17 protein-coding genes are annotated in these 20189 nt (G+C 56.1%); 3 read left to right on the top strand and 14 right to left on the bottom strand.

The window, feature by feature from the left end:
* Nucleotides 1-277 precede the first annotated feature (277 nt).
* On the top strand, nucleotides 278-2062 hold the full coding sequence (locus U9O48_RS04810; RefSeq protein WP_324723672.1) for a diguanylate cyclase: 1785 nt from the start codon (nucleotides 278-280) through the stop codon (nucleotides 2060-2062).
* A 41-nt stretch (nucleotides 2063-2103) separates the two neighbouring features.
* Here the strand turns inward: U9O48_RS04810 and U9O48_RS04805 are convergent, their stop codons facing one another.
* From U9O48_RS04805 to U9O48_RS04785, 5 genes are all read right to left on the bottom strand, one after another.
* On the bottom strand, nucleotides 2104-2739 hold the full coding sequence (locus U9O48_RS04805) for a hypothetical protein (RefSeq protein WP_285149882.1): 636 nt from the start codon (nucleotides 2737-2739) through the stop codon (nucleotides 2104-2106).
* Between the two features lie 14 nt (nucleotides 2740-2753).
* On the bottom strand, nucleotides 2754-3515 hold the full coding sequence (locus U9O48_RS04800) for a PD-(D/E)XK nuclease family protein (RefSeq protein WP_285149881.1): 762 nt from the start codon (nucleotides 3513-3515) through the stop codon (nucleotides 2754-2756).
* Between the two features lie 63 nt (nucleotides 3516-3578).
* A complete protein-coding gene (locus U9O48_RS04795; protein ID WP_285149880.1) occupies nucleotides 3579-3875 on the bottom strand; it encodes a hypothetical protein in 297 nt (98 codons plus the stop codon).
* A gap of 99 nt (nucleotides 3876-3974) precedes the next feature.
* On the bottom strand, nucleotides 3975-4580 hold the full coding sequence (locus U9O48_RS04790) for a class I SAM-dependent DNA methyltransferase (protein ID WP_285149879.1): 606 nt from the start codon (nucleotides 4578-4580) through the stop codon (nucleotides 3975-3977).
* A gap of 110 nt (nucleotides 4581-4690) precedes the next feature.
* Nucleotides 4691-6244, bottom strand: a complete 1554-nt coding sequence (locus U9O48_RS04785) for a peptide MFS transporter (protein ID WP_285145271.1) — start codon at nucleotides 6242-6244, stop codon at nucleotides 4691-4693.
* Between the two features lie 687 nt (nucleotides 6245-6931).
* Between U9O48_RS04785 and U9O48_RS04780 the strand changes: the two genes are divergently transcribed.
* Both U9O48_RS04780 and U9O48_RS04775 read left to right on the top strand, forming a co-directional pair.
* Nucleotides 6932-7585 carry a helix-turn-helix transcriptional regulator gene (locus U9O48_RS04780; protein WP_324723670.1) on the top strand — a complete coding sequence of 218 codons (654 nt, stop codon included), beginning with the start codon at nucleotides 6932-6934 and terminating at the stop codon, nucleotides 7583-7585.
* Nucleotides 7586-7602: 17 nt separating this feature from the next.
* Nucleotides 7603-9051, top strand: coding sequence for a capsule assembly Wzi family protein (locus U9O48_RS04775; protein ID WP_324723669.1), 1449 nt, complete (start codon nucleotides 7603-7605; stop codon nucleotides 9049-9051).
* Between the two features lies 1 nt (nucleotide 9052).
* Here the strand turns inward: U9O48_RS04775 and U9O48_RS04770 are convergent, their stop codons facing one another.
* The 9 genes from U9O48_RS04770 to U9O48_RS04730 all read right to left on the bottom strand — a co-directional run bounded on the left by U9O48_RS04770 (nucleotide 9053) and on the right by U9O48_RS04730 (nucleotide 20139).
* The gene (locus tag U9O48_RS04770) at nucleotides 9053-10417 is read right to left on the bottom strand and encodes a VasL domain-containing protein (protein ID WP_324723667.1); all 1365 of its coding nucleotides are present in this window, start codon (nucleotides 10415-10417) and stop codon (nucleotides 9053-9055) included.
* A 66-nt stretch (nucleotides 10418-10483) separates the two neighbouring features.
* Complete coding sequence (locus tag U9O48_RS04765) at nucleotides 10484-10954, bottom strand: hypothetical protein (protein WP_324723665.1); 471 nt, start codon at nucleotides 10952-10954, stop codon at nucleotides 10484-10486.
* Nucleotides 10955-10962: 8 nt separating this feature from the next.
* The gene (tssE, locus tag U9O48_RS04760) at nucleotides 10963-11406 is read right to left on the bottom strand and encodes a type VI secretion system baseplate subunit TssE (protein ID WP_282492706.1); all 444 of its coding nucleotides are present in this window, start codon (nucleotides 11404-11406) and stop codon (nucleotides 10963-10965) included.
* A 1-nt stretch (nucleotide 11407) separates the two neighbouring features.
* Nucleotides 11408-11944: a type VI secretion system lipoprotein TssJ gene (gene tssJ, locus U9O48_RS04755; RefSeq protein ID WP_282492707.1), complete on the bottom strand. Its 537-nt coding sequence runs from the start codon at nucleotides 11942-11944 to the stop codon at nucleotides 11408-11410.
* Nucleotides 11925-13028, bottom strand: coding sequence for a type VI secretion system baseplate subunit TssG (gene tssG / locus U9O48_RS04750; protein WP_324723662.1), 1104 nt, complete (start codon nucleotides 13026-13028; stop codon nucleotides 11925-11927). Before tssG ends, tssJ begins: the two co-directional genes overlap by 20 nt.
* A complete protein-coding gene (tssF, locus tag U9O48_RS04745; protein WP_324723660.1) occupies nucleotides 12983-14746 on the bottom strand; it encodes a type VI secretion system baseplate subunit TssF in 1764 nt (587 codons plus the stop codon). Before tssF ends, tssG begins: the two co-directional genes overlap by 46 nt.
* Before the next feature lie 52 nt (nucleotides 14747-14798).
* Complete coding sequence (locus U9O48_RS04740; protein ID WP_285145280.1) at nucleotides 14799-15452, bottom strand: hypothetical protein; 654 nt, start codon at nucleotides 15450-15452, stop codon at nucleotides 14799-14801.
* Between the two features lie 11 nt (nucleotides 15453-15463).
* Nucleotides 15464-17041, bottom strand: a complete 1578-nt coding sequence (tssA, locus tag U9O48_RS04735; RefSeq protein ID WP_324723659.1) for a type VI secretion system protein TssA — start codon at nucleotides 17039-17041, stop codon at nucleotides 15464-15466.
* Nucleotides 17041-20139: an ImcF-related family protein gene (locus U9O48_RS04730; protein ID WP_416382161.1), complete on the bottom strand. Its 3099-nt coding sequence runs from the start codon at nucleotides 20137-20139 to the stop codon at nucleotides 17041-17043. The genes tssA and U9O48_RS04730 overlap by 1 nt, the downstream gene beginning before the upstream one ends.
* Nucleotides 20140-20189: the final 50 nt, after the last annotated feature.

The raw sequence follows: 20189 nt of genomic DNA, 5'->3' as shown, positions 1-20189 counted from the left end.
GAGCCGACCGCAGGCAGATGGCCGGGAGGTGAGCGCAGTGCGAAGCACCGATTTCCTGACGGGGCGCGGGGATTGCAAAGGGGGCCGCGTAGCCCCCTTTGCACGTTCACAGGTTGTGACGCGATTATATTCTGCTAAACATAAGGTGAACGGAACAACCTCAGATACTTAACTGACCAGCAATAGCCACAGACCGCCTTTTTTTGTCACGCAAAATCAGGCGTTTCCTATAATTCCAGTAACGCACTCCCACTTACGGCTGAAAAGGATCCAACAGGTGCGAATTGCCACCATTACCAACTGGGCCTACGGTGCCACGGTGTGCCTGACTCTCGCCTCCGGCGTGGTCATGCTAATGGCCTCGAATGCCGATAACGCCGAGCGTCGGGCCGTTGAGCAGCGGCAGATTTTCGATCAGCTGACCGAGGAGGTCGAAACCGACGCCTGGTCGCTCTCCGATCTGGCGCGCCTGTACGTCGTGAATAAAGATCCTGATGCGCTGAAGGAGTATCAGCAGAAAGAACAATCACTTAAAAGTATCGATCTGCGCCTTTCGCGGCTCAAAGATAACGGTGCCACCGGCGAAGAGCTGGCGCTGCTGCATGAAGGATTACAGGTTGCCGATGAGCTGCAGGATGAGCAGCAGGCCGCGCTCGCCAGCATGGCGCGCGGCGAGGAGAGGAAGGCCGTCATTCTGCTGTACGGCAAGCCCTACGAGCAGGAGCTGGATCGGGTGCAGAATCAGATCGACCATTTCCGCCTGATCCTGGATCGCCGCGCCCAGAATGCCGTAGAACAGGCGACAAAGGCGTCCCGCACCCTGCGTACCCTGTCGGAAGTGATGGTCGGCCTGACCGCCCTGCTGTTTTTATTCGTGCTCGGTTTTATTTTGAAGCGCCGCGTGCTGCGCCCGGTGGTGCGGCTCAGCGATGTCGTGCATCGACTGGCGTCGCAGGATTACGCCGTGGAAACGCCGAACTTTAATCAGATCGACGAGATCGGCGATATGGCGCAGGCGATCCGCATCTTCCGTGAGAACGGCCTGGTACGGCAGCAGCTGGAGAAAGAGCGCGACGCCGACTGGGCGATCCGTGAGCTGCTGGCGCGCATGACCCAGCGTCTGCAGGGCTGTGAGAATTTCGCCGACGTGATTAACGTCGCCCAGCTTTTCGCCCCCAATATCGCGCCAGGCATTGGCGGGCAGCTCTATATTCTTGACCGCGCTCCCTGGCAGATGCGCTGCGTCGCGCAGTGGCTGATCGACGATGAGAAACAGCTCCCGTTCCACCCGGACGAGTGCTGGGCCGTGCGTCGCGGTCAGAGCCATCCGCCGGTCAACGGCGAACCGGATATCACCTGCTATCACCTGCCGGAATCAGCGGCAAATCAGTCGCTGTGCGTGCCGCTGATCGCTCAGGGCGAGGCCATCGGTTTGCTCTCGTTCCAGAACATCACCCCGGAGACCGCGCCGTCCCGCGCCTATCTGGAGCTGATGGCCGAAGCGCTCGGACTGGCGCTGGCTAACCAGCGTCTGCGCGACGCCCTGCTGGAAAAAGCGCTGTACGACCCGTTAACCGGCCTGCGTAACCGCCATCATCTGGAAGACAAAATGCAGACCCTGATGAGTCAGGCGCTGCGTAACGACGAACCGGTAAGCTGCCTGATGATCGATATCGACCACTTCAAGAGCATTAACGACCGGTTTGGTCACGAGGCGGGCGATCAGGTGATCAAAAGCGTGGCGGCGATTGTGCAGCGCGCCGTCAGCGACAACGGCATCGCCTTCCGCTACGGCGGGGAAGAGTTTCTGGCGCTACTGGCCGGGATCGGTGAAGAAGGTGCCCACGCCTGCGCCACGGAGATTTACGAAGGGGTTCGCGCCTTGTCCCTGCGCTACGGCCTGGCGGAGATTGGCCCGGTCGATGTGTCGATCGGCATCGCCAGCTATCCGCAGCACGCTCAGAGCGACAACCTGCTGCGCGCGGCGGACGTGGCCCTGTACCGCGCAAAAGAGCTGGGACGTTCGCGGATTGTGAGTTTTGGGATGCTGGAGGCGGGGTAAAGGTGCGCCCGAACGTACGATCAATCGGGCGACAAGCGTGTTCAGTCCTTTTGCAGCGGTACCAGGATCTCGTCGAAAAGCGGCACAGCGTCTTTCAGTTTTGTCAGCACGTCAGTCAGCGGATCGAACAAAGGATGTTCCGCTGGGAATTTGCCATATTCCAGCCAACACTCTGAGAGTTGCCCAACATCCAGACAGAGCGGGAGAAAGAAATTGCCCTTCCCGTGATCTTCAAAACCCATGGCGGCTAATTTCTCGAGCACTGGGCGAGTCTTTTCATTCGCATAGTGCTTCAAATTACGCACACCGCCGTAAATACTGTTATCCAGTGTCAGACGAAAACCATATGTCGTTTTTTCGGTCGCATTATGGGTCAATACTGCCAGGAGATAGTCCTCTTCCCGGCAATCAGTCTGATAATTTTCGAACCAGCACTTACATTTGTCTTCAGACACATACCAACTTGCAGGAGAAATCCAGAGATAATTATTGTCTTCAATGTTTGATTCCCCATGCCATCCGCTTGCCAGAACAAACTGTTTGACGCGCTGATCAAATCCTTTGCAGAACGCAGGGGTTATATGATTTTCAAAAACCACAGCTGCCTGATTGAACATCTTCAGCTGAGAAAAAAGCAGCGCACCCGCCTGACGTTCCTCATCATTGTAATAGGTCATTTTGATATCCTTATTTAGAGTTGATTCATGTGATTGATAAAACTGATTGCCGAACAGGCCGCCATTAAACGTGCCGTTGATACTGGCTGCGCTGAAGCTATTTCCTGATATGTTTCAGATACTGCAGTATCAAAAGCCAAACCAAGCTGTCGCCATGAAATTGCCGGGGTATGTTCAGGTAAAACGTCAGGTCCAACCGTTTGTGATGCCCCGCCATGAGGGGTCAAATACACCACAGCCCAAGGGCGAATTCCCGCCCTTACGGCAGCCTCTTCACAGTAGCGTTGCATTTGGTTTTCCTGTTCACCCGCCCGAATTTTGACCTCGATTAACAGGAAAAATGCATCGCTATCTATTTCGATATCGACACGATTACGAGTATCACCGGTCGGATTTGTTTCAACCTGAACCCGACAATAGCGATTGAATTTGGCGGGGAATTTACCCTCACTTCGTTTGTGGAGTATTTCCAATAATGCACCCAGTGGGCCATCACCCAAGCCATGACTCCCTGCGGGGTCCAATAACCATGCTAATAGCGTCGAATTGCGGACTTCGTTGTGACCAATTCCCGCGACTTGCCACGGTTCAAAACGGAATGAATCGTGGCGTAACGCGAGGAGCGGCTTATCCAGTCTGGTAAAAAAATGCTGCAGAGCACCTGGCTCTGGAAATATGACGGGTGTTGAGCGGATATCCGATAAAAGCAGATCCTTTGGCCACTGCTGAAAAAAGGACATTAACTTCCCCGCTAAACCATGAGGGATTTGTTCCATTAAATATATTATCCGTAATAATGGTTTATATTAATGTATCGGCAAAACATCTTTAAATCTTAATTAGCTCTCGTTCTGCTCACGCCATTGTTTCACCATCTCATCCGTAACTTCATTTTTATAACAGATTGGTGCATACCCTCCGGCCTTGCTCCATGCACTGCGGCGACCGCATGAGCTTCCGTTCCTTGCCCGATTAAAAGGACAAGCACAAACACTGGGATAAGAGGCGATGGATTCTGTAATGATATTTTCTTTAACAGTCGCATCCGATACGTTATTGCTTTTCGCCATTACGCTGCCCGTCATAAAGACGCAGCACGTAGCCAAAAGCACCATCAAAAATGGTCTCGTTTTCATCTACATTGCTCATTGAAAGAAAGTGATCAGGTACACATTAGGACCAGAATGCTCAAGAAGTTATGACGTAAAACAATAAAAATTATCTGATGATCAATTTCAACTTCGCTGGCACAGCCAGACCGAATGCCCGCCGCACTCCGGATCTTCAAACATCACCTCAATGACCGTGAAGCCGTTATCCGCCAGCCGTTGCCGGTATTCATCCGGCGACAGGCTGGCGTGGTACAGCGGCTGGCCCTCAAATTCCCCCATCGCGATACCGTTATCCGTCCCGCTGGTGAACATCAACACGCTGCCTGAGTGGCTGTGACGGGCGAAAATGGGGAACATCTGACGCTGATCGTCGTGTGAGAGGTGGAAAAAACTGTCCCAGGCGATCAGCCCGTCGAAGGTCTCATTGAGCGCCATCTGGCGCATATCCAGATTCAACCAGCGCTGTTCGGGAAACGCCTGCTGCGCGCGCGCCAGCATACCGGGTGCGCCATCGAAGCCCGTTAGCTGGTAGCCGTGGCGGATAAAATGCTCCGCGATCGGCACCCCGTTACCGCAGCCGATATCCAGAATCGTCCCCTCCTCCCCGACCAGCCGGGTGAATTTATCCAGCCAGCTTTTCTCCATCAGATGACGGGAGCGCAGCTTCGCAAACGCACCGGCATGGGTGTCGTAAATCGTGAGGATGTTTTTCGCGGCGGCATCAGACATGTTGAGTCTCATTTATGCGGGTTTCTGGAATGTTTATACCCTACTCGCCAGGCTCAAAACAAAAAAACCGGCGCAGAGGCGCCGGTTTGTGAGTGCGAATAGCGTGCTTATCAGGCGTTGGTCACCGGTTTCGGCTCAGTTTTGCTCTGAGCGTTTTCCAGCATACGACGCACCGGCACAATCAGCACCGCCAGTACCGCGGCGCAGATCAGCAGCGCGATGGAGCAGCGCGCGAAGAGATCCGGCAGCATATCCAGTTGGTCAGCTTTCACGTGGCCGCCAATCAGGCCCGCCGCGAGGTTACCCAGCGCGCTGGCGCAGAACCACAGGCCCATCATCTGACCGCGCATTCTTTCCGGGGCCAGCAGGGTCATGGTCGCCAGACCAATCGGGCTCAGGCACAGCTCGCCAAGAGTCAGCATCAGAATACTGCCCACCAGCCACATCGGGGAGACGCCCGCGCCGCCGTTGCTCAGGACATTTTCCGCCGCCAGCATCATCAGGCCAAAGCCCGCCGCCGCGCACAGAATACCGATTACGAACTTAGTGATACTGCTCAGGCGCACGCCTTTCTGGGCCATCATCGGCCAGGCCCAGCTAAAGACCGGTGCCAGCAGAATGATAAACAGGGCGTTGATCGACTGGAACCACACGGCCGGGATTTCAAAATCGCCGATCATGCGGTTGGTGTAGTCGTTCGCGAACAGGTTGAAGGAGGTCGGCTTCTGCTCAAACGCAGACCAGAAGAACGCCGCTGAAACCAGCAGGATAAAGCAGACCAGCAGTCGCGCGCGCTCTTTGCGGTTCAGCCCGGCAAAGACGAAAAGATAGATGAAGTACAGCGCCACGGAAGCCGCAATGATGTACACCAGCGTGCTGGCCACCGCGACCGGGTTGATCACAATGATGCCCTGGGCAATCAGCGTCACGACGACCGCCACACCGACGGCCAGCGCCAGCAGCCACGCGCCAACGCCGTTTTTCTTCGCCACCGGGTTGTTCCAGGTGGAGTCCAGACCAACTTCGCTGTCGTAGCGTTTCATCGACGGGACGGCAAAAAGGCGGAAGATCACCAGCGCCACCAGCATCCCGATACCGCCGATGCCAAAGCCCCAGTGCCAGCCGTGAGTTTTAATCAGCCAGCCGGAGATCAGCGGCGCGATAAACGACCCCATGTTGATGCCCATGTAGAACAGCGAAAAGCCGCCGTCACGGCGCGCATCGCCTTTCTTGTAGAGCGTACCGACCATCACCGAGATACAGGTTTTGAACAAACCGGAACCAAGAACGATAAACATCAGGCCGATAAAGAACAGGTTGTTGCCCATAAACGCGGAGAGCGCGATCGACAGGTGGCCGAGCGCAATCAGGATCGAGCCGTACCACACCGCACGCTGCTGGCCGAGCCAGTTATCCGCCAGCCAGCCGCCCGGCAGTGCCGCCAGGTACATGCTACCCGCGAAGATACCGACGATCGCCGAGGCGTTTTCACGCGCCAGCCCCATGCCGCCGTCGTAGACGGTCGCAGCCATGAACAGGATCAGTAGCGGACGAATGCCGTAGAACGAGAAGCGCTCCCACATTTCCGTGAAGAACAGCGAGCCAAGGGGATAAGGATGACCGAAGAAAGTTCGACTTTCTTTTTGATTAACAGAGGATTGCATAATTCTCCCGAAGAGGTGTGTCGTGTTGCAAATCACCACCAGATTGTTTGCCGACCCTCAATCCTGAGAGCCGAACCGTTACATCCAGCGAAATATTATTTAACCATTTGATAACCGGACGGTGGTTTTGTCTAGTGCCCGGAGGGGGACTTTAAGACGAAAATTCGACAGATGTCTAGTTTTGTAGACTTTTAGTTTGATGAGAAAGGGTAAAGATTGACAAGAATGCAGAAGGCACGACCTGATTTTCGTCCCAAAATAACCTCTTCATAGCCGCCCTTTATCAAGAGATTTCCCGGTTATTTTCTTACGTTTTCCATCTTCAATAAACGCAATATCGCCAGCAGAGTTAAAAGCGAAAAATAACTCACCTGCACGTTTAAGTGAAACCTGTCGGGTTATATGCGAAAAATCTCACACCTGATGGATTAATTCCCATCAGGTCTACAGTTAGACCCAGATAAAACTTGAGCAAAAGATGCGCCCTGGTTAAAAATCCTCTGTCACTCTAAGAAAAAAACCAAGGATAAAAGCATGTATCTTTTATCAAAAATAATGAAAGTCATGATCGTATTGATATTGATTAGTTCGGTTGTCTGGGCATTTATTCCTGAAGCAGAAGCCGCTATTTATTTACACTATCCGTGAGCGTCGTCATCTGGGATCGACTCTCTTTTCAGGTTTACTATGATAAATATTATTCTTAACGACCGTGATAGTTTTTATCGCCTCGGCATGCAGACGCTTTTTAGCGCCCTTTTTCCGGCCGAATTTGATAATCGTATCGCCTTCACTCATCACCTGAACCCACAAAGCGTGGCGGTCGCTGATGTGATTGTGATGGGGCTTTCCCATGGGGAAATCAGCATCTGCCATCCCGTGCTTCATGCCCGCAAGCAAAACAGCCTGATAATCGGCCTGTATGAAGGGAATGCGCCCCCGTACTGCGACCCACTCCCACTCTGTTTTAAAAATATTATTTTCGTCAATCGTACAGAACCCTTGCCCGAGATTAAAAAGCGGTTTTTACGCAGTTGGGAAAATTGTCGTATTCTGCCGATGATACCCCGGCAATGGAAATGTCAGGATTGCCGTCATAAAACACTTTCACCACAGCAAATTAACGTCGCCAATCATTATTACCAGGGTGCCACCGCCGAGCAAATCTCGCAAATTCTGTGTATCAGTATCAAAACGGTATTTACTCATAAGCGAATGATCATGGGTAAATTCAATTTACATTCAGACTTTCAACTCTTCACGTTATTTAACGTGATAAAAGCGCTGAATAATGACACCCCAGATTTCCTCACGGCACACCGGGAGCTGAAGCGGGCATAATATCGCAGAGGATGCGTATGAAATACGTCAAAAACGGGCTCCGGGCATGCTTCATTTTATGTCTGGCCTATGGCCCATGGCACGCTTATGCCGGGGGAATGGTATTAAGCGATAATCAGCTTCGAAGCGATCTCACATGGCTGAATAACAATAATATTATTGCCATTAATCTCTCCACCTGGCCGCTCAGCCAGGATGACATTGCCCGGGCCCTCGCCGGGGCAAAGCACAGCGACAACCTGATGACCGGACAAGTCATCAACCGGGTGCACTATCGTCTTAATGAAATAAAATCGCCGCTCAGAGTGAAAACCTGGGCGCAGTCGACCCAATCAGCATTACCGCCTGGGTTTAGTGATTCCCGAGCCAGCGCCCATGGCGTCAGTGCGGCGCTGGAAATGAGCGGAGAAGCCTGGGACATTAATCTGCAGGGACAACAGGAGCATCACCAGTACATCAACGATGTGACCCATGGGAATCTGAACGGAGCTTACGCCGGAATAAACCTCTTCAACCAATGGATCGCCTTCGGCGAGATCCCGCAGTGGTGGGGGCCGGGCAATGACGGGAGCCTGATTCGCTCTGACGCAGCGCGACCGGTGGTGGGTTTTTTAATGCAGCGGGCAGAGCAGTCGCCTTTTGATACTCCGTGGCTTGCCTGGCTGGGAAGCTGGCAGTACCAGCTTTCCGCCGGGCAACTGCGCCAGTATCACAGCCCCGAAGAGGCCAAACTGATGGGAGCGCGCGCGACGTTCGTGCCTGTCGCCTCTTTTGAAACGGGCTTTTCGAGGATGATGATGTGGGGAGGAAAAGGTCGGCCAAACCATCTGACGTCATTCCGGGATGCCTTCCTGGGACGTGACAATACCGGCAGCCAGGATCGCGATCCGGGGAATCAGATGGCTGGTTTCGACGTTAACTGGAAACTGTTTAGCCTCACCGGGCTGCCGATCGCGTTTTACGGGCAGGCGATCGGAGACGATCAGGCGGGTATTTTACCCTCGCACAACGCGTTCTTAGCCGGTTTTCAGGGCAATCATTCCTGGGGCAATCAGCAGGTTAACTGGTACGTGGAAGGCGCAGATACGCGCGCGGGGATGAAAACCACGGGCAACACTTACTATCACTATTGCTACCACGAAGGTTACTACCAGCAAGGGGCTTCCCTGGGGGACGCGATGGGCGGAGACGGTACGCGCTATTCGGTAAAAACTGACGTCGTACTGGAAAATGAACAGCGCCTGAGCGCCAGGCTAATGTGGGCCAGAGTCAACCGCGACTCGCTGCGGATTAACAAAGCCTATCCACAGGCGGATACGCTGAAAGGTGCAGAGCTGAGGTGGTCGGTGCCTGTATCGCCACGGATAACCGTCGGGAGTGCCGTCTGGTTTACGGACCGCGACTCCGCCAGTCTCGATACCGGAATCGCGGTCACACTCAGCTTTTTCTCGGGGGAAGTTCATTAACTTATTTCGGCTGGGCGTCTCCCCCCTCCAGCTGCGAATAAGAGACAATCGAGCGTTTCAGATGCTCTTCAATTCTCTGACGCTGGGCGATGCTATCCGCGCCTTGCGTCGGAGAACTCGCGGCCTGGCGGAGCTGTTCTTCCACCGGAACCGTCTGGCGAAAACTGTTCATCATCTCGTAAACGTTTGATTTCAGCTCGCTCACGGTAATGTATTTCCCTTTCTGCCCGTCCAGCGCATTGAGCCGATCTGCCAGCATCTGAAGCCGCTGCATGCCCTCGTACCAGCCGGTCAGTGAATTCGCGGGAAGCGCATTGGCCGCGAGACGCTGCTGCCAGTTCTTTTGCATCTGCCCCATTTCCGGGTTTTCCGGCCAGAGGGTTTTCCCCTGATTCAGCAGCGCGTTGCCATATTGAACCGTCCAGCCGGGCGGCAATGCTGCCAGGGCATCAAGCTGCTCCGACGCCCGTTTTAACCAGCGTGCCGGATCGCCGTTTACGCGGTCAGGCTGGCGCAAACCCTGGATTTGATCCGGCGTGAGTGCCTGGGGTAATGGCGCGACAGAGGCCTGCAGCGCCATCGACAGTTCATCCGCCCGATGGGCAAAATTCCAGCCCCACAACGCCATCGCGCCGACCACCAGCGACGAGCAGGCTCCGGCGAGAAACACGGGCCAGCGTCTGGGCGGCGGCAGCGTTTCGTGGATGACTTCGACATTCACCTCCGGCTCAGGACGAATCACATACACCAGGCGGCTCACCGGCGCAGAGTCAGCGTTTGCAGGCAGTGACGCCAGGGCCTGAGCGGGAAGCGTAATGGCGGGCGACAGGCTCTCCTGCGATGAACTGTTTTCCAGCCGGGTCAGCGCACCGCGCACCTGCTGCATGAGCGGCGCCGTCTGGCAGGCGTGCTTCAGTGCCTGCCGCGCCAGAATATCGTCCATCGCCTCAATCAGCTTCTCCGCCTGCTCCAGCGCGGTAAGATCGGCCGGGTTGAGCGAGTAAGTGCGAAATATTTTCTGTAAGCGCTGGAACAATCCGTTGAGGATCTCGGCGCGGGCATGGACCGGCTGCGGCCAGAGCTGGGTCCACTGATGGCTGAGCAGCGCATTCAGGATCGCCAGCCCTTCATTGATCCCGTTAACGCGCGCCAGATGGCTCCGCGCCAGGGTATACCAGGCTCCGGTCTGCAGTTCGACGCCGTTTATCTCGAATAATGAAAGGGATAGTGCTTCGACCTGTTTCCAGTTTACGTCCGGACGCGCGGGATGGGTCAGCTTCGCCATCTCCTCACGCAGGGCGATAAAGTCAGGAAGCGCCCGCGGATCGTGCCCCGTTTTTACCGGGCGAGGGTGTACATCGTGCATAGTGGTTTCATCCCTGAGGGAAAGAGTGGCGGAGAAGCGATGCTCGTCCGCCGGGGATTTGGTCGATCAGGGAAGCAGATTCCCGATCATTTCAAAGAACACATCTTCGCTAAAGGTTTTGCGAGGCGACGCGACGCCGCCATAAACGCTGTATGACCAGTTGACGTCATCGCTTGATCGCATAAACAGGCGGTAAAGCGAAGTGCTCTTGCCGTCGGCGTACAGCGTCACGTCGACGCCGCCCGTCACGCCCTGCCCGTATAAAAATTCCGGCGTGAACTTTATCTTTCGATTTTCGTAGCCCAACGCCAGGCCAGGAACAGTGAACGAACTTCCCCCGGCAAAAAGGTCAAGTACGGAAACGGACTCACTCTCAATCTGAATGCCCGTTCCCGCCAGCCAGTCGTCCATCGCGCCCTGAAGAAGCGTCATTCGTGTGCAGAACTCCGCAATATCCGCCTCACTTTTGCTGCTAAACGGGCGGGGATGAGGCTGTTGATCCTGAAGTTTTTTTAGAAAGCGTGCTTTTGCTGACATGTGCGGCCTTACATCCGGGATTTGTTATCAAGGTAGTGTTGTTGTTTGAGATGGCGGATCAGCACCCGCCCTTCGGGCATAAAATCGGTTCCATAGCGCACCAGCCCGATGCCTTTCAGTTCCGCATCAATGGCATAGCGTAGCTCGCCGGGGACTTCCTGATCCTGTAGCACCACATTGATGCTTTTCAGGCGCGGCTCGTACTTGAGCAATACCTCTGAAAATGTGGTCATCAGCTGATGCGCGGTGCCGGGCATGCCCTGCAGGATTTTGGTCATGTCCGGCAGACCGTAGTCGGGCAGATGCGCCAGCGTGCCCGCGCGGCAGTTGAGGATCCGCTGCATGTTATCGAGTACGGATAGGATCACCTGGTTGGGCTCGTTGACCTGATGGAGGTCGAGACCGCCGGTGAAGTTGCCGTAGAGGGTTTCGTAGAGGGATGGGCGCGGCATTTTACTTATCCTTGACCGCGACCAGCGTCAGCTGGTTGTTGCCCGCCTCGATCACCCGAGCTTTATCCGGATCGAGGTCGTCACGGGAAAGCACCACCCGCCAGGTATCTTTCGCCAGATCCGGTGAGATGAACATCCCGGCAATAGCCACATATTGCGCGCTTTCATCCATCGGCATATCCACCGTTACCGCGCCGCCAGGCAGCAGGCGAACATCCTTTTCTGCCACCAGGTCGGCCTTAATCGCCTGACTGTCGGTGGCAAATAGCGACGGGTAGTCCGTGCTGTCGAAGGTTTTCCGGTCTTTCAGCTGATAGATACGCACTATCGTCGACAGGGCGACGCCACCCGCGTTGCTGTTCACCGCCTCACGGGCGCGGATATCGAGATGCAGGGTTTTCACCTGCTTATAAAAAATCGACTTCGTCATCGACACGGTGCCGTCCGTGACCTTCTGGGTCAGGCCACAGCCTGCCAGCATCATCGCGACGCCCGACGCCAGTACGAGCATCGCGGTTTTACCAGTGGTAATTGCCATCTTCATCGGTCTCCCTGCGGTGATGGTTCTCCTGAACGCGCTCATAGCGGCCAAGATTGATGGTGATTGTTTTAGGGTGTTTCGTGGTGTTCGACGGATTGAGCGCCCGCAATATCGCCGTGCGCCCGAGCTGGACATCACCGGCGCGCGGCTGGCTTTGCATCGTCGCATCAGGCAGCAGACGGCGGTCAACCTGCAGCTGCAGCCTGACATCCAGACGCGAGCCCAGATACACATGCAGCAGCGCCATCAGGTCGGTATGAAGGTCACCGCCCGGCAGCCAGCCCTGCACTTCATCCCGGTTCGTCGTCGACAGTTGCATCAGCACCTGGCTGTTCACGTCCGTCGCATAAGCGCCCATCACGGGGCGGCCTTTCAGCGTAGAGGGGTGGCGAACACTCATCGCCAACGGTTTTTTAAGCGGGATCCGACGTCTGTCGTGATGCCAGATTTTCGCCTGCGTGTCCGGGGCCAGCAGGCGCACCAGTGACGCCATGCCTTCAGCCGTGCGGCCCGGAAGTAGCATAACTGGCAGCAGCGCCAGGAAACGGGACGCTGGTGTGGCAATGGTGTCAGTACAACCGTCGATACCCAGCCCCGCCAGGCCCAGCAAATACTGCGAAGTTTTATCTTTCCCGCCCTCAGCAAAGGTCGCCGGGTAAGAGTATTTCCGCCAGATACGGTAATACTGGGCCACCAGCCGGTGGTTGAAGATATCGAGAAAATCCGCCGTGGCTTCATAGCCTTCCCGGCGCTGCGTGATGTCGTCGATATAGTGCGTCGGCAGGGGCGATTCCACCCCGTAAAGCCCCATAAAGGTAATGCGAACCGTCGGGGGCAGATGCGGATGATCCGCAGCTTCTACCGCTTTAATTTCCGAGGCGGGAAAGCCCATCCCAGGGTGTGGACGAAAGCGCACCGGCTCGTGGCGAACCTGCCAGGTGCTGCCGATGACGGGCTTATCCGGCTGGCTTTGTTCCAGCAACTGGCAGAAGCGATAAAAGTTGGTATAGGGCAACCGGTCGCCCAGTTGTGCCATCAGCCGGGCAGGCGCGGACTGTGATTCTCTTTCCACCGGATGCATTTTCCTTCAGGCTGAACGATAAGGGTGAGCTGATTGAACTGGTTCATGTCGGCGTAGAGGGCAAAGAAGCGGTTGAGCAGTTCACCGAACAGATGCACGTCCCCGTCACCCGTAAAACCGCTGCTGTCGAGGGTCACTTCGACATCCAGCCCGCGCAGCAAAAAGCCATCTTCGAAACGCTGAATACGGTGGTGCTCAACCCGCTGAATGGCATCGAGGCGGCGGTTGTTCAGCTCGTCCTCCTGCCAGTTGTACAGCGCCAGCGTGCCGCGCAGCACTTCCGCGCTGCTCATCATGTTCAGAAAACCGGAGCCGAGATGGCTCAACACGCGCCAGTGAAAACGATCTTCGGCGGGCGGATAGACCGGCAACGTCGGTTTGCAGAGGCTTTTGACGGTCATTTTCGTCTGCACCACCTGCTCGCAGCGATCCAGCAACGTGCTCTGGAGCGCCCGACGCGGCAGCTGGCCGTTAGTCCCGGTAATTTGCAGTGACACGGTTTCGCGGGCAAAGCTGCGGTCATCTTCCCACTGCATCCCGCCGAGGATCAGCCAGGTATCGTGCAGCCCGGTGACGCCGCGTTTCACCCGCGTGTGGTAGTAACGGGGCGGAGCCTGTCGGCGCATCATCCCGCCTTTATGGCGGAAACTGCTGAACGGCACATATTCAGCATCACTGGTGCGGCTGGAACCGGTCACAGAATCGACCGAGTAAATCTCCGTATGCCCGTCCTGCAGACGCTTTGGACGCAGAAGATATTCACTTTCCAGCCCGGAAATCGTCAGCGGGTCAGCTTCCAGGGTGAACAGGTTGATCACCGGGACGCAGTGCAGCCGCATGACGTCATCGGTGACGGGCAGATCCGAGGGCCACTGCTGATTAAAGACCACTTCAAGATCGAAATAGTCCGTCCCGGCAGGCGGGGTAATGCCCTCCAGGCCATGAAGATGGACGAACATGAATTTCTCACGGAAGGTGAAATACTCAAGCAGCAGCTGATAGCCACTGAACCCGGTGTCACCTTTTGGCCAGAGTCCATCGTCCTCATCAAAACCACCGGGAGTGAACCTCCCCTCCAGCTTAATGCGATCGGTCTGGCCGGGCAGACGCATATACAGCGCCGCCTGACGACGAGTGAGCATCAGATGCAGCTGGCTGCTGATCGGCGCTTCCGCACCGAGATAAAAACTCAACCGACTGAGCTCCGCCTGCGACCAGTCCGCCTGGCCGCTACAGGCCAGTCGCAGGCGCAACATTGAACGCCCGTCCGGCTCAGTAGACATGGTCACACCGGATACGCTCAATGGATTGAGCATCATCTCGCGTGTCGTGCGATAGCGGCAGACGGTATTCTTTGGCCCCACTGGGCGCGAGTAAACCTCAACGCCTGCGTGCACAATTTCGGCCATTTTCATGGCATGCAGATCCGGCGTGAACGCCACAATCGACAGGGACGGAATGGTGCGCAGATAGTGCGGCCAGAGCATGCTGACCAGCCCTTCGGTCAGCTCCGGAAGATCGTCATCAATCTTCTCGCGCAGCCGCCCCATCGAGAAGGCAAAGCCTTCAAACAGGCGCTCAACGTATGGGTCGGGGGTACCGGCTTTGTCCAGATCGAGCATTGCGGCGCGATCCGGGTGAGTTTGAGCGAACTCTTTCGCCGCTTCGCGGAGATAGCGCATTTCCGCGTCGTAATAGCGCAGGGTTAGGTCTTCCATATATCCCTCATGATGCATGTGTATGCATTTCTCTTATTTAATTTATTTCGCCTCAATTTTCAGACTGAGGGTTATGCTCAAGCCACAACTCAAACACGCGCCCAAACTGCACTGCAAGCCATGTATTTTCAATTAGGCTAAACATGAAATAAACAACAAAAATGACTGCTGCGAAATAAATACAAAAAAATACAAGAAACAAACCTAAAGACTGATGCCTCCAGTATGGAAGCACAGAATTCCATCCAGACATTATTAAAACAAGCACAGCAACCATACCAAACACACTGCCAACCCAATATAACTTGTTGGCTTTCTTAGCATTAACAGAAAAACCTTCAACCGAATAATTACCTATAACCGGGTAACGAAGAAAACTGCTCAGGCGTACATCTATCGAACTCATATTTTCGGATGCTATGTAGCGAATTAGTTGATGAGCATGCCAGGCAGGCAAATAAATACCCAGAGACTCATACAAAAATTTTACCTGAACGTTAATATATGGTGTTACTTTCTTTTCCTTTAGCTCATCTATTTTATTTAAAATATCAATTTTCTTATCCATTAATATTTTATCGAATCGATATTTTCTCGTCGGGCGAGGATTCCCCAGTTGTTTTCCATACAAATCAAATAGTTTCGTCAACACAACTGAAATAATAGGAACCAACAATTTTATTACAATATCTTTGGTGAATTCCATAAGTGCCCTCCTTAGCCACACAGCACCGCAGCCCGAGCTGGATCAAGCTGTATCAGCCCCACCAGCAGCTGCTCCATCACCGGGCCAAGGCGCGCTTTATCCGCTTCGCTACGCCCTGCTTTCAGGCGCAAGAGTTTGAGATGCCGGGCCCGGACTTCAAACAACAATCCCGGTTCCCACTGGGCTAACGTGATGTCACCAGCCTGCGCACCTAGTTCGCTGAACAAATGCGTCGCCAGTTCGTTTTTGCCATATTGTTCGGCAACCCGCGCCATCAGCAGACGCAGCAGCCATTTCTGCCGCACCGTCGTGATGCCGGGGCGATTCTGTAGCCAGGTCAGGGCCGCTTCGGGGCCGTCGCTGTCTGCCACGGCCACGGCTTCGGGCTCGAGCGCCAGAATGTCATCTTCAATCGCCCCTGCCGGGATCTCTTCCCCCCAGCCGCCGACCGTATCCATTACGCTCTGCTGGATCCAGTTGGTGGTCACTTCATCGGCGAACGGCGTGCCGTCGCTGAAGGCGAGGCTTTCCAGCCCGGTCAGGCGGGAGAGCAAGCCTTTCAGATCGGCGGCAATAATATCGGCCAGTCGATCTTTGCCCAGTTTCAGCAGCGCCTGGTGGACATACCACTGCAAATCCAGCCACAGATGGTTGGCTCCGCGGGAGAACAGGCTGTCGGCCTGCTCGAGCATTTCGCTCCAGCTTTGTTGCAGATAAAGCCGTTTAAGGAGCGCCCGCTGATCGGGTTTTGGCGCTTCGATGCGCGTCCGGCCATCGCCCGTCAGGGCGGGCAGTTGTTGCAGGGTGTCGTGACGTACGCTTTTCATCAGGTGATGGGCCGACAGCCAGCCGTCCGGCTGCTCGCGCAGGTACTCCGTCAGCGTGCGCGCCTGGGCCAGTAAATCCTGACCGGAGATCACGCGGCTCATTTCAGGGGCATCGCTTCTTGCGGCAGGCGTGTTGTCACTCACGTTCTGCGGCACCACCGCATCCACGCCGCCCGCTTTTTGCAGCCGGGATTCCAGTGCGCTGTAAAGCGCACCGAGTTCCGGTCGCGTTTCATCCGGCTCCGGCTCGATAATCTGGGCGATTTGTAACAGCGCACCGACGGTACGCAACGCCTCTTCCCGGACCACTTCCGGGTACAGAGAGAGGCTGTCGATCATGCGCGAACTCGCCAGCCATTCCAGCGCGGCTTTGCGACTGCGATCGCGCTGCGGGTGGAGCTGTGAGCCAAAATGTTCCAGCAAACCGGCCAGCAGTTCCAGACCATCGGCCAGGCCACGCTCGCCCTCCCGGTGCAGTTTCGCCCAGCAGTAATAGGTCGCCACGCGGATATCTTTTGCGCTGGTGGTCAGCAGTTTTTCGGCCAGCTGGCAGACCAGCTCCGTATCCGCCCCGGACAACTTATTGACCTCTTCTCGCATCTGCTGGAAGTCATCGTCATACCCCGGATCGGTTCCCGTCGGGGCACTGTCGCTAATCGGGAGTAACCAGCTTTCCCAGAGCGCGATGCGCTCGCGGGCCTGCTGCTGTAACGTCTCCGGCTCAGTCTGACAGGCCGTGAGTAACATATTTAGCGATGACATCAGTAATCCTCCCCGGCGTCAGCCTCAGGAGTGCCTGTCAGCGACGCCTGAACCTGAGTGGCGTCCACGCTGAAAATAGCCGTCGGGAGACGGAAGTGACGTAATTTAAGCAATGCCAGGGGGCCTTCTCCTGCCTCGGTGCGTAGGGTGTAATTGAGTGAGCGTCCGTCCTGCGCTTTCCAGCTCAGGCTGTAGCTGCTGCCGACGCCCGGATAAGCGCTGATCGCGGCAGTATCCAGCAGGCGTATGAATCCCCAGGAGCCAGGAACATCAGCATACTGGCGCGTCCCCGCCTGAGTGCTGATCCAGCTCAGGGATGCTCCCGGCGCTTCGGTGTCCGCAGGCCAGGTGATGCGCTTCCACTGCGGCATCTGGTTGACATACTTCAGCTTCTGGCTGTCGATGATCATGTCGGTCTGCATCACCCCTTCGGCAGTACCCGGGCGTAATTCGAAGCTCATCCCCGCATTGCCCTGAGTGAAAGCGACATCGGAGATATGACTCAGAGTGTTCATCGCCGCAAGGAATTCCGGGTTGAAGGTCAGCCCCTGTGCGTTAATGGTATCCGGCACCCAGTGGCTGCCCTCACGATGCAGTACGCCATTCAGACGGGTTTGCAGGAACTGGGCGATGCGCCCGGAATCGGCGTTGAGGTATTTTGCGAGTAACGGCAAAGAGACATCGCTGCTGGCATCGTTAAACGGATAACGCCCGCCAAAGGCGCTGTTCCATTCGCTGACCACCGCCTGCTGCCACTGCGCATTCAGGCTGTCCGCCGCCGGAGCGAGTACTTGCTGCCAGGCCTGCTCCATCGGGTTCACAAACACCGTGCGGCCAAAACCGCTCCACTCCTGGCCCAGTCCGGCGGCAATCAGGCTGCCGTAGTCGCGGGTTTCGGTCAGGTCCACGGCTTTGCCCTGGAATACCGTCTGCGCCAGCGTCTGGGTCATCGCCTGCGGATCGGCAGCGTTGGTCACCTGCTGCAGACGCAGGCGCACCTGAGTGACGCGGGTCAGATAGGACTGCAGACTCTGGGCCTGCGAGCCGGTGCGAGTTTTGTCCATCAGCGCCAGCAGCGGACCAAAGGTGGCATCCAGCGGCCCCTGCTCGCTGACGCTCTGATCGATGGCGTCTTTGTCATCCTTGCCGAGCAGGTTTTTCGCCGATTTCACCAGTGAATCGGAAATGGCTTCCCCGGTCTGCCCGGTGCGCCCCTGTGTATTCAGGGTATTCATCAGCGCCACCAGCGGCGACTGGCGCACATCCGCCATCAGGGTCAACTGGTCGATAGAATCCGACAACGTCTCAGCGCGGTTCCAGCGCAGACTGTTAAGAAACCCGAGCCATGCCCCACCGAAATCGGCAAAGTAACGCTCGGTCAGCCGGTTTTTGAGTTCTTCCGGTGAGCCTTCCTGCACAGCTTTTTGCTTACTGTCGGTCAGGACCCAGTCCATCTCATCGCGGCGCTCTTTCACCACTTTCTCAATCGCGGGCTGAACGGCCTGTTCCCAGGCCTGACGGGTGAACATCCCCGGCACGATCTCGTCGGTACTGAACAGACGCGCCGCATCGGTCTCCCCGGTCATGTCCTCAAGGCGCATGTCCACGTAAAGATGCGCCACCTGAGAGAGCATTTTCTGGTACAGCGTTGATTCACTGTTACGCATCCCCATCAGGCGCACCAGCATGGAGCGGGACTGAGAGACCATGCTTTCATCGGCGCGTAAACGCCACTGCGGATGGGCGATCAGTTGTGCGCCATAGAATGTCAGCAATGACGGAGCCACACCCTGCCAGATACTGGTTGAGACACCAGCACGCTGCGGCCATGCCTGCATCAGCGACGCGCTGAACCAGACCGCGTCCATATGCTCCGGGCGAGCCAGCATCAGGTAGAGCTTAAGCTGGTCGTAGGTGGCTTTCGCCATCTGCTCACGCAGTGGACTGTCCGGTGGCAGGGCATTGAAGGCGTTCAGTTGCTTTTGCAGATGAGCGGCGGCGGCATCGCGCAGTAAGGGTTGTGCCGAGTCACGGTAGCGCGGCCAGAGTGCAGCAAGCAGAGCATCATTCTGGCTGAGCCCAGCCCGGTCATACCACGGCACGCCGTGCTCAGAACGGTATTGCAGACGACCGAGGGTTTTCTGTAGCGCGGCCAGAGCGTGCAGACGATCGGCCAGGGGTTGCTTCTGATGAGCAGAAAGCGCGGCCTGATCCTGAGCGTCCTGAATCAGATTGTGGTTGCTGATAAAGGAGAACACCATCCAGGTGCCCCACAGCACCATCAGCGCGGCCGCGCCAGACAACATCACTTTGCGCCACGGGATACCCGGTTTACGCGGGCGAAGCGCAGCAGGCAGTGAGCGTACGGAATCCGGCAGTACGTCCCAGCGCTGATCCATTCCCCAGTGATGGGACACGCTGCGTTCCGCATCCTCAGAAACCTGGCTGAACACCACGCCCGCCAGCGGCAGTGGGCGATAAGGGTTGAGCATCACAGAGAGCGGATCAGCAACGCTTTGCGGTTCGCGAATAAGCTGGTCGGCCAGCATCAGCAGGAAGTTGTGCTGCGTGGAGTGACAGGTCTGCTGAATACCCTGTGCAATCAGTTCCTGCGGTAGAGCCTGAAGCTGTTGCATCAATCCGATAGCCCGACACCCGGCTGGGAGCAAACACCCGGTCGCCTGGGTGATGCGCCCTTCCGGTTTCCCGGCACGCGGATGTAATGACCAGATGTACAGCGGCAACTGCCAGCCCAGCGCTTCATTGCGGGCGTTGATGGCATGCGCCAGCGCATCCATGGTGCTGTCGGAAGGGACTGGAAGCGGTCGTTCAAGCCCTGGCGCTGACAGCTGGTCAAACGCTGAGGTCACCCACACCAGTCCGTCAGCCGGACGGCGGCGCACTTTACGCAGGGCGGTCAGCCATGCGTTATCTGCGGGTGTGTTGAGGTCACCGCCCCACAGCAGCAGAGTGCCCCGATCTTCCTGCCAGAGTTGTCTGGTGAGGCCGGGGGTCAGTTGTTCCACTTCAGCGGCGGTGCCGGTGATGAGCAGGATGCGAACTTTGCGGAACCAAAATAGACCATAACTACTGTGCATGGCCTGTTTAAGTTCACTAATTTTCTCTTTATGAAGACTCTTTTGCTTAG

This window comes from Lelliottia sp. JS-SCA-14 (assembly GCF_035593345.1).
Classification (GTDB): domain Bacteria; phylum Pseudomonadota; class Gammaproteobacteria; order Enterobacterales; family Enterobacteriaceae; genus Enterobacter; species Enterobacter wanjuensis.
This window is presented reverse-complemented; position numbering and strand designations above follow the sequence as displayed.

What these genes read in the sequence shown, in the direction of transcription:
- U9O48_RS04805 (WP_285149882.1), bottom strand. Translation starts at nt 2,739, where the DNA reads ATGACCTATTACAATGATGAGGAACGTCAGGCGGGTGCGCTGCTTTTT.
- U9O48_RS04800 (WP_285149881.1), bottom strand. Translation starts at nt 3,515, where the DNA reads ATGGAACAAATCCCTCATGGTTTAGCGGGGAAGTTAATGTCCTTTTTT.
- U9O48_RS04795 (WP_285149880.1), bottom strand. Translation starts at nt 3,875, where the DNA reads ATGAAAACGAGACCATTTTTGATGGTGCTTTTGGCTACGTGCTGCGTC.
- U9O48_RS04790 (WP_285149879.1), bottom strand. Translation starts at nt 4,580, where the DNA reads ATGTCTGATGCCGCCGCGAAAAACATCCTCACGATTTACGACACCCAT.
- U9O48_RS04785 (WP_285145271.1), bottom strand. Translation starts at nt 6,244, where the DNA reads ATGCAATCCTCTGTTAATCAAAAAGAAAGTCGAACTTTCTTCGGTCAT.
- U9O48_RS04780 (WP_324723670.1), top strand. Translation starts at nt 6,932, where the DNA reads ATGATAAATATTATTCTTAACGACCGTGATAGTTTTTATCGCCTCGGC.
- U9O48_RS04775 (WP_324723669.1), top strand. Translation starts at nt 7,603, where the DNA reads ATGAAATACGTCAAAAACGGGCTCCGGGCATGCTTCATTTTATGTCTG.
- U9O48_RS04770 (WP_324723667.1), bottom strand. Translation starts at nt 10,417, where the DNA reads ATGCACGATGTACACCCTCGCCCGGTAAAAACGGGGCACGATCCGCGG.
- U9O48_RS04765 (WP_324723665.1), bottom strand. Translation starts at nt 10,954, where the DNA reads ATGTCAGCAAAAGCACGCTTTCTAAAAAAACTTCAGGATCAACAGCCT.
- tssE (WP_282492706.1), bottom strand. Translation starts at nt 11,406, where the DNA reads ATGCCGCGCCCATCCCTCTACGAAACCCTCTACGGCAACTTCACCGGC.
- tssJ (WP_282492707.1), bottom strand. Translation starts at nt 11,944, where the DNA reads ATGGCAATTACCACTGGTAAAACCGCGATGCTCGTACTGGCGTCGGGC.
- tssG (WP_324723662.1), bottom strand. Translation starts at nt 13,028, where the DNA reads ATGCATCCGGTGGAAAGAGAATCACAGTCCGCGCCTGCCCGGCTGATG.
- tssF (WP_324723660.1), bottom strand. Translation starts at nt 14,746, where the DNA reads ATGGAAGACCTAACCCTGCGCTATTACGACGCGGAAATGCGCTATCTC.
- U9O48_RS04740 (WP_285145280.1), bottom strand. Translation starts at nt 15,452, where the DNA reads ATGGAATTCACCAAAGATATTGTAATAAAATTGTTGGTTCCTATTATT.
- tssA (WP_324723659.1), bottom strand. Translation starts at nt 17,041, where the DNA reads ATGTCATCGCTAAATATGTTACTCACGGCCTGTCAGACTGAGCCGGAG.
- U9O48_RS04730 (WP_416382161.1), bottom strand. Translation starts at nt 20,139, where the DNA reads ATGCACAGTAGTTATGGTCTATTTTGGTTCCGCAAAGTTCGCATCCTG.